This is a genomic window from Paracoccus sphaerophysae, assembly GCF_000763805.1.
In the GTDB taxonomy this organism is placed as follows: domain Bacteria; phylum Pseudomonadota; class Alphaproteobacteria; order Rhodobacterales; family Rhodobacteraceae; genus Paracoccus; species Paracoccus sphaerophysae.
On the sequence record NZ_JRKS01000093.1, the window covers coordinates 1 to 8312 of the forward strand.

Consider the following 8312-nt stretch of genomic DNA (forward strand, 5'->3'; position numbering starts at 1 on the left):
CGAGGCGGTCGGCCACGCGGTGGCCTCGGGCGCCGGCTACAAGAGCGCGCCGCGGCTCGATGCGCCGGCGACGCCCGAGCGGGTGCTGATGGCGGTGCAGCGGCTGCGGCAGGACGGCGAGGCATGATCCGGGTGCGGATCAGCGTGGGGCGCGGGGTGGACCCGCGCGAGGTCGGGGCCGAGATGATGGTGCCGATGGACGGTGCCACCGGGCCGATCTCGGGGCCCAGCGGGACGTCCATCTCTGCCTCGGTCTCGCCCCGCGCCAGCATCTGCCGGGCGCGGTCCAGCGCCATGTATTCCAGCGCCCCGCCGCCGATCGACCCGGTGGCACCGTCCATCGTCACCATCATCTCGGCCCCGACCTCGCGCGGGGTGGACCCGCGCGCCACGCTGATCCGCACCCGGATCATGCCTCGCCGTCCTGCCGCAGCCGCTGCACCGCCATCAGCACCCGCTCGGGCGTCGCCGGCGCATCGAGCCGCGGCGCGATCTTGTAGCCGGCGACCGAGGCCACCGCGTGGCCGATCGCCTCGAACACCGAAATCCCCAGCATGAAGGGCGGCTCGCCCACCGCCTTGGACCGGCGCACCGTCTCCTCGCGGTTCTCGGACCAGTCGGCCAGCGCGACGTTGAAGACCTTGGGCCGGTCCGACGCCAGCGGGATCTTGTAGGTCGAGGGCGCGTGGGTCCGCAGCCGCCCGGTCTCGTCCCAGACCAGCTCCTCGCTGGTCAGCCAGCCGGTGCCCTGCACGAAGGCGCCCTCGATCTGGCCGCGGTCCAGCGCCGGATTGATCGACCGCCCCACGTCATGCAGGACATCGGCCCGCTCGATCACGTATTCCCCGGTGAGCGTGTCCACCGAGACCTCGGCGCAGGCCGCGCCATAGGCGAAGTAGTAGAACGGCCGCCCGCGCCCCGCCTTGCGGTCCCAGTGGATCTTGGGCGTCGCATAGAAGCCCGTCGCCGACAGCGGCACGCGCGCCAGATAGGCCAGCTGCGCGACCTCGTGGAACGGGATCGCCTCGGCCCCCACCATCACCTGGTCGCGGGCAAAGCGCACCTCGGACGGCTGCACCCCGCGCGCCGCGCACAGGAACGCGACCAGACGCGCCTTGATCTTTTCGGCCGCATCCAGCGCCGCCATGCCGTTCAGGTCGGTCCCCGAGGACGCAGCCGTGGCCGAGGTGTTCGGCACCTTCTCGGTCGTCGTTTTCGTGACCTTGATCCGCGCCAGATCGACGCCGAACGCCTCGGCCACGATCTGCGCGACCTTGGTGTGCAGCCCCTGGCCCATCTCGGTCCCGCCGTGGTTCAGCTGGATCGAGCCGTCCGCATAGACATGGATCAGCGCCCCCGCCTGGTTGAAATGCGTGGCGGTGAAGCTGATCCCGAACTTGACCGGGGTCAGGGCGATGCCGCGCCGGATCGGGCTGCCCGCGGCGTCCATCGCGGCGTTGAAGTCCAGCACCGCCTGCCGCCGCGCGCCATAGTCGCAGGAAATTTCCAGCTCGGCGAAGATCCGCGGCAGGATCTGGTCCTCGACGGTCTGGTGATAGGGCGTCAGCTGGCCGTTCTCGTACAAATTCGCCTTGCGCACGGCCAGGGTGTCCTGCCCGGTGGCATAGGCGATGTCCTCGATGATCCGCTCGGCCACGATCACGCCCTGCGGCCCGCCAAAGCCGCGAAAGGCGGTGTTGCTGACGGTGTTCGTCCGCAAGGGATGCGAGCGCAGCGTGACCGCCGGATAGAAATAGGCGTTGTCGCCGTGAAACAGCGCCCGGTCGGTCACCGCCATCGACAGGTCGGCCGAAAACCCGCAGCGCGCGTACCAGTCGCCCTCGGCCGCCGTGATGCGGCCGGAGTCGTCGAACCCGACGCTGTAATCCACCACGAAGTCATGCCGCTTGCCGGTGGCGATCATGTCGTCGTCGCGGTCCGGCCGCAGCTTGACCGCGCGGCGCCACTTGCGGGCGGCGACGGCGGCCACGCAGCAGAACAGGTTCATCTGGGTTTCCTTGCCCCCGAACCCGCCGCCCATGCGCCGCACGTTGACCACGACGGCGCTGGCCGGCACGTCGAGCGCATGAGCCACCATGTGCTGCACCTCGGTCGGGTGCTGGGTCGAGGTGAACAGCGTCATCTCGTCCGCCTCGCCGGGGATCGCCAGCGCGATCTGCCCCTCGAGGTAGAAGTGATCCTGCCCGCCGATCACGAAGCGCCCGTCGATGCGCCGCGGCGCCGCCGCCAGCGCCGCGGCCGAATCGCCCCGCTGCAGGGTCATGCCGGGGACGACCAGTTCCCCGCCGGCGGCCAGCGCCTGCACCGGGTCCAGCGCATGGGGCAGGGGGTCATAGTCGATCCGCGCCAGGGCCGCCGCGCCCCGCGCCTGCTCGCGCGTCTCGGCGATCACCGCGAAGACCGGCTGGCCGTGGAACATCACCTTGCCGTCGGCGAGGATCGGGTCGTCGCCCTTGCCGATCGGGCTCACGTCATTGCGCCCCGGCAGATCGGCGGCGGTCAGCACGTCGATCACCCCCGGCGCGGCGCGAACAGCGTCGAGGTTCATCGCCCGGATCGTCCCATGCGCGACGGTGGAAAGCCCCAGATAGGCGTGCAGCGCCCCCTGCGGCAGCACCAGGTCGTCGGTGTAGTCCGCCCGCCCGGTGACGTGCAGTTCCGCCGATTCATGCGGCGTTTCGACGGCGATGCCGTGGTGTTTCATCTCAGTCCCCCACGGCGCGGTTCAGGCGGACGGGCGCCTCCAGCCCGGCCTGTTCCAGCCAGAAGCGGCGAAAGAAGTTCGCGGCGACCGCGTGGCGATAGGCCAGGCTGGCGCGAAAGTCGCTGAGCGGATTGAAATCCTGCGCCACGGCACGGGCGGCGGCTTCGAAGGTTTCGGCCGCAAAGGGCTGGCCGATCAGGGCATTTTCGGCGTGGCGTGCCCGCTTGGACACGCCCGCCATGCCACCGAAGGCGACGCGGGCCGTGACGATGCGGTCGTCCCGCACCTCGACCCGGAACCCCGCCGCGACGGCGGAGATGTCGGCCGAGGCGCGCTTGGACAGCTTGTAGGCGGCGAGGATCGCGCCGCCCGTCTTCGGGATCACGATGGTTTCCAGGAACTCGCCCGGCGCGCGGTCCTGCTTGCCGTAGTCGATGAAGAAATCCTCCAGCGCGATCTCGCGCCGGGTTTCCCCGTGGCGCAGCACGATCCGCGCCCCCAGCGCGATCAGCAGCGGCGGCATTTCCCCGATGGGCGAGCCGTTGGCGATGTTGCCGCCGATGGTGCCGGCGTTCCTGATCTGCCAGCCGCCGATGCGCAGGACGTAGTCCTCGACCCCGGGGAAATGCGCCGCGATAACCGGGGCGAACTCGGAATAGGTGATGCCCGCGCCGATGCGGATCGCGTCGGGGGTTTCCTCGATCTCTTTCATCAGATGACCCACGAAGATCGCGGGAGAGATCGGCCGCATCATCTTGGTCACCCACAGCCCGACATCGGTGGCGCCCGCGACGATGGTGGCCTGCGGATTGGCGGCGAGCACGGCGGCGAACTGATCGGTATCGGCGGGGACGACCGCGCGTTCCATATTATGGAACGGCGTTTCGCCGTCGGGTCCCGCGCCCCGTCCCACATTGCGGAACACGTCCGCCCCCGGCGGGATCGCGGCCAGCTTGGCGGTCACCGCCGCCCGCTCGACCGCCAGCGCGTCCTGCATCTGCCCGCCCGCGCGCCCGGCGGCCAAGGCGGCGCGGACGATCGGCTCATACCCCGTGCAGCGGCACAGATTGCCCTGCAACGCGGTTTCCACCTGCACCACGTCGGGCGCGGGGTTTTCCATCCACAGCCCATACAGCGCCATCACGAAGCCCGGCGTGCAGAAGCCGCACTGGCTGGCGTGGTGCTCCACCATCGCGCGCTGCACCGGGTGCAGCCCGCCATCGGGGCCCTTCAGATGCTCGACGGTGACGATGTGGCAGCCGTGGCAGGCGGCGAGGAAGCGGATGCAGGCGTTCACCGGCTCGTAGACCAGCGCGCCGCCGTGCAGCCGCCCGGCCACCACGGTGCAGGCGCCGCAGTCGCCCTCGGCGCAGCCCTCCTTGGTGCCGGTCAGGCCACGACCCAGCCGCAGGAAATCCAGCAGCGTGTCGCCGGGGCCGGCCTCGGTCAGCACGATCTCGGTGTCGTTCAGCAGAAAGCGGATCGGGGCATCGGTCATCGGTCGGTCCTGCGGGGATGCGCGCGGCGGCTGGACCGGCGCGCCGGGCAATCGTGGGCGCGGCTTCATCCTGAGGCAAGCCCGGCCTTGCGCAAAGCGCCATTAGGCGTGAACAGTTTACGCCGATTGCGAAGGAAATGCCGCCGATGTCCTACCTGGAAAGCCTGCGCGTGTTCATCCGGGTGGTCGAACTCGGCTCGATCACCGCCGGCGGGCGGGACATGCGGCTGTCGCCCGCCGCGTCGTCGGCGCGCATCCGCGACCTGGAAAACCGCTATGGCGCGCGGCTGCTGAACCGCACCACCCGCACCCTGACCACGACCGAGATCGGGCAGGTGCTGTATGACAATGCACGGCGGGTGCTGGCCGCGCTGGACGATGCCGAGGCGGCGGTGGCGGCCGTGTCGGGCACCCCGCAGGGCATCGTCAGGGCGGCAGCGCCGCTGGTCGCGGGGCGGCGGCTGGTCGCCCCGCTGGTGCCGCGCTTTACCGCCGACAACCCCGAGGTGCAGGTGCGCCTGCGGCTGACCGACCGGGCCGTGAACATCGTCGAGGAAGGGATCGACGTCGCCTTCTACCTGGGCCAGCCCGAGGATTCGACGCTGATCCGGCGCAAGATCGACGACTGCCCGCGGGTGCTGGTCGCCGCGCCCGACTATCTGGCCCGCCACGGCACCCCGCAACTGCCCGAGGATCTCAAGCGCCACAACTGCCTGCTGCTGCGCTTTCCGCGCTCGCCCGAGTATTACTGGGTGCTGGAGGGCCCGGCCGGGCCGATCAAGCTGATGGTCGCGGGCCGGTTCGACACCGACAACGGCGCGGTGCTGACCGACTGGGCGCTGGACGGGGCGGGCGTCGCCAACCGGCCGCGCTATGAGGTCGCAGCCGACATCGCCGCCGGGCGGCTGGTCGAGTTGCTGCCCGAGACCCCGCCGATGGCCGCCGAGTTCGGCATCCTGACCCCGCATCGCGAGTTGCAGGACCTCAAGCTGCGCCGCTTCATCGACTTTGCCGCCCGCGCGCTGAAAGGCGCGGTCACCGGCGCGCCGCCGCGCGCGGCGGAGCAGCGCGGGACGCCGGTGACACCGCCGCCGCCGCCCGAGTCGTGACGCGCATTACCCGCGCGCGCCGCTGGCGAACCACGCCCGGATCGCGGCGCGCTCTTCGGGCTCCATGAAGCTCACATTGGCGGGGGGCATGGCGTCGGTCAGCCCCGACTGCACGAAGATTTCGCGCGCGGCGCGGGCGATCTGGGCGTCAGTTTCCAGCACGATCCGGCGCGGCGCGGTGGCGATGCCGTCCCAGCTGGGCTCGGCCGCGTGGCACATGGAACAGCGCCCCAGCACGATGTCGCGCACCTGCTCGAAATGCGGGTCGGCGGTCAGGCGGGCCTGCGCGGGGGTCAGGCGTTCCTCCGCGGGCAGGCGCTGGGTGCCCAGCGAGGACAGCCAGACGCAGGCCAGGAACAGCGCCACGGTGACGCCCCAGGTCCACCAGGGCCACGCCTTGCGGGCGTGCTTGGTGTTGAAGAAATGCCGGATCGTGACGCCCATCAGGAACACCAGCGCCGCGATCAGCCAGTTGTAGCGGCTCGCGAAGGCCAGCGGATAGTGGTTCGACAGCATCAGGAAGACGACCGGCAGCGTCAGGTAGTTGTTGTGGGTAGACCGCAGCTTGGCGATCTTGCCGTATTTCGGGTCGGGCTTGCGGCCGGCCTTGAGGTCGCGCACCACGATGCGCTGGTTGGGGATGATGATCATCGCCACGTTGGCGGTCATGATCGTCGCCGTGAAGGCCCCCAGGTGCAGCAGCGCGGCGCGGCCGGTGAAGACCTGGTCATAGCCCCAGGCCATGACCACCAGCAGCACGAACAGCAAGACCATTAGCGTGGTGGGGTTCTCGCCCAGCGGGCTCTTGCACAGGAAATCATAGATCACCCAGCCCACGACCAGCGAGCCGGCCGAGATCAGGATCGCCTGCCACGGCGCCAGCGCCCATTTCGCCGGGTCGATCAGGAACAGCTCGGACTGCGCCCAGTACAGCACCGCCAGCATCGCGACCCCGGTCAGCCAGGTCGCGTAGCTTTCCCATTTGAACCAGGTCAGGTGTTCCGGCATCCGCGCCGGCGCGACCAGGTACTTGGTGATGTGGTAAAAGCCGCCGCCGTGGACCTGCCATTCCTCGCCATGCGCGCCCTCGGGCAGGCCCGGGGCCTTTTGCAGGCCCAGGTCCAGGGCGATGAAATAGAAAGACGAGCCGATCCAGGCAATGGCGGTGACGACGTGCAGCCAGCGGATCGCGAAGGCGGACCAGTCGTGCAGGATGATGGGGTCCATGGCTCAGCTTCCCCGATAGGTCGAAAAGCCGTAGGGCGAGACCAGCAGCGGCACGTGATAGTGGCTGTCCTCGGCCATGCCGAAGCGGATCGGCACCTCGTCCAGGAAGCGCGGCTGCGCGGCCTCGTGGCCCTGCGCGTCCAGCCAGGCGCCGACATGGAACACCAGCTCATAGCGGCCGGGGCGGAAATCGCCCTGCGCCAGGATCGGCGCGCCGGTGCGGCCGTCCGCGTTGGTGACCGCCTCGGCCAGCTTGCGGCGGTCCGCGCCGTCGGCGCCCTCAAGCGCCCACAGCGTGATCCGCATCCCCGCCGCCGGCTGCCCGCCCGCGGTATCCAGCACATGGGTCGTCAGGAACCCCGGCATCGCGCCCCCCTTGATCTGTCCGCTCTTGTCAAATCGGTATGCAATGGCATTCCTTGCCTCTTATCGCAGGATCGCCGCCGCACAATACGGCGAGACAGCATACAGCATATCGTTTTGCCTAAAGATCGCGCCTGCGGGGCGCGGAAAGCCGAGGAAAGAAGATGACCGATCGCGCCACCGGGGACCGGACGATCCGGGCCGAGACGCTGACCGCCGACGCCTTCGCCCCCTGGGGCGAAGTGCTGGAGACGGCGGGCGCGCCCGACCGGATCATCAACGAGGGCCGCTGCGGCCGCTGGCACGACCGGGCCCGGCTGGACGCGGCGCCGGTGGGGGTGTCGCTGTTCCGCTCGGGCTCGGTGCGGCTGCCCTATGCGTTCCGGCTGGTGGAACGGCATCCGCTGGGCTCGCAGGCCTTCATCCCGATGACCGAGCATCCGTTCCTGGTCATCGTCGCCCCCGACGAGGCCGGCGTGCCGGGCCGCCCGCGCGCCTTCCTGACCGCGCCGGGACAGGGCATCAACCTCGCCCGCGGGGTGTGGCACGGGGTGCTGACCCCGCTGGCCGATCCGGGCCTGTTCGCGGTGGTGGACCGCTGCGGCGAGGGGCCGAATCTCGAGGAATACCGCTGGGATGCAGACTGGACGGTGGTCGCGGGGTAGCGGTGCGAGGGTGGGGGAGGATGGTGCTGTGAGAGAGGATTGAACTCTCGACCTCTCCCTTACCAAGAAAGCGGTTCACCCGAAACACCCTGCAAATCGCCTGAACTCGACCTCGCTCAAGGGGCCGATGTTCCCGTCCCGTTCACGCATAGCTGTGCGGAAACTGTGCGGGCCGAGGCAAACGAAAACCCCGGCGCGCTGGCGGGCGCAACCGGGGCTGATCTGCGTGGTCGTGTCGATGCCAACTATACCCTGACACGCCGGGCGGCTGCAATAGCCTTGGCCGATGCCGCGGCGGATTGTCCGCCGGAAATCCGCGCCCGGCTGCTGGAGCGGCTGTTGGACCAGTTCCGCCCCGCCTGGCCGGTTCCAGCCTTCATGGGGCGGGTCATGGAAGAAGCCGGGTTCTGGGCCGACATGGCTTCGCGGGCCGAGCTGAAAGCCTATGCGCTCGCCTGCTACCGCCGGATGCCGCCGCAGGATCGGGTCGCCTTCATCGACTATCTGGCGAAGGGGGCGGCGTGATGGGCTGCGCGGTTCACGACATGTGGCTGTCCCGCCAGATTGGGCCGTTCGTGGTGGACTTCTACCCGGACCCCGAGGGCGAAGGCGTCACCCTCTACATCTGGAAGAACGAACACCGGGACACCGGATATTCGGTCGGCTGTAAGAACCGGGATCAGGTTCGGGCCGTGATTGCCGAGGTGGAGGCGGTCGCGCGATGA

The 8312-nt window shown here is 69.7% G+C and carries 8 protein-coding genes and 1 pseudogene; 4 read left to right on the plus strand and 5 right to left on the minus strand.

Translation table 11 applies throughout. The features are described from left to right. Positions 1-308 precede the first annotated feature (308 nt). The 3 genes and pseudogenes from IC63_RS19280 to xdhA form a co-directional block, all read right to left on the minus strand. Positions 309-413: pseudogene (locus IC63_RS19280) on the minus strand (XdhC family protein); the annotation flags it as partial. Then, positions 410-2725: a xanthine dehydrogenase molybdopterin binding subunit gene (gene xdhB / locus IC63_RS15745; RefSeq protein ID WP_036722221.1), complete on the minus strand. Its 2316-nt coding sequence runs from the start codon at positions 2723-2725 to the stop codon at positions 410-412. The pseudogene IC63_RS19280 and the gene xdhB, both read right to left, overlap by 4 nt. Before the next feature lies 1 nt (position 2726). Further along, positions 2727-4223 carry a xanthine dehydrogenase small subunit gene (gene xdhA, locus IC63_RS15750; RefSeq protein WP_036722227.1) on the minus strand — a complete coding sequence of 499 codons (1497 nt, stop codon included), beginning with the start codon at positions 4221-4223 and terminating at the stop codon, positions 2727-2729. Positions 4224-4369: 146 nt separating this feature from the next. On the opposite strand from xdhA, the gene IC63_RS15755 reads away from it, so the two are divergent. Further along, positions 4370-5332 (plus strand): LysR family transcriptional regulator, encoded by a 963-nt coding sequence (locus tag IC63_RS15755; protein WP_084115989.1) that lies wholly within the window; start codon positions 4370-4372, stop codon positions 5330-5332. Positions 5333-5338: 6 nt separating this feature from the next. Here the strand turns inward: IC63_RS15755 and IC63_RS15760 are convergent, their stop codons facing one another. Both IC63_RS15760 and uraH read right to left on the minus strand, forming a co-directional pair. Further along, positions 5339-6559 carry a urate hydroxylase PuuD gene (locus IC63_RS15760; protein ID WP_036722230.1) on the minus strand — a complete coding sequence of 407 codons (1221 nt, stop codon included), beginning with the start codon at positions 6557-6559 and terminating at the stop codon, positions 5339-5341. A 3-nt stretch (positions 6560-6562) separates the two neighbouring features. Next, positions 6563-6925 (minus strand): hydroxyisourate hydrolase, encoded by a 363-nt coding sequence (gene uraH / locus IC63_RS15765; RefSeq protein ID WP_036722231.1) that lies wholly within the window; start codon positions 6923-6925, stop codon positions 6563-6565. 161 nt (positions 6926-7086) lie between these two features. Here uraH and IC63_RS15770 point away from each other — a divergent pair, with 161 nt between their 5' ends. From IC63_RS15770 to IC63_RS15780, 3 genes are all read left to right on the plus strand, one after another. Next, positions 7087-7587 (plus strand): ureidoglycolate lyase, encoded by a 501-nt coding sequence (locus IC63_RS15770; RefSeq protein ID WP_036722232.1) that lies wholly within the window; start codon positions 7087-7089, stop codon positions 7585-7587. 165 nt (positions 7588-7752) lie between these two features. After that, positions 7753-8112: a hypothetical protein gene (locus IC63_RS15775; protein WP_156965527.1), complete on the plus strand. Its 360-nt coding sequence runs from the start codon at positions 7753-7755 to the stop codon at positions 8110-8112. Beyond that, positions 8112-8312 carry a hypothetical protein gene (locus IC63_RS15780; protein ID WP_036722234.1) on the plus strand — a complete coding sequence of 67 codons (201 nt, stop codon included), beginning with the start codon at positions 8112-8114 and terminating at the stop codon, positions 8310-8312. Before IC63_RS15775 ends, IC63_RS15780 begins: the two co-directional genes overlap by 1 nt.

Bases quoted from the DNA above. Each gene is read 5' to 3' on its own strand.
- uraH (WP_036722231.1), bottom strand. From the start codon at position 6,925: ATGCCGGGGTTCCTGACGACCCATGTGCTGGATACCGCGGGCGGGCAG.
- IC63_RS15780 (WP_036722234.1), top strand. From the start codon at position 8,112: ATGGGCTGCGCGGTTCACGACATGTGGCTGTCCCGCCAGATTGGGCCG.
- xdhB (WP_036722221.1), bottom strand. From the start codon at position 2,725: ATGAAACACCACGGCATCGCCGTCGAAACGCCGCATGAATCGGCGGAA.
- xdhA (WP_036722227.1), bottom strand. From the start codon at position 4,223: ATGACCGATGCCCCGATCCGCTTTCTGCTGAACGACACCGAGATCGTG.
- IC63_RS15770 (WP_036722232.1), top strand. From the start codon at position 7,087: ATGACCGATCGCGCCACCGGGGACCGGACGATCCGGGCCGAGACGCTG.
- IC63_RS15760 (WP_036722230.1), bottom strand. From the start codon at position 6,559: ATGGACCCCATCATCCTGCACGACTGGTCCGCCTTCGCGATCCGCTGG.
- IC63_RS15755 (WP_084115989.1), top strand. From the start codon at position 4,370: ATGTCCTACCTGGAAAGCCTGCGCGTGTTCATCCGGGTGGTCGAACTC.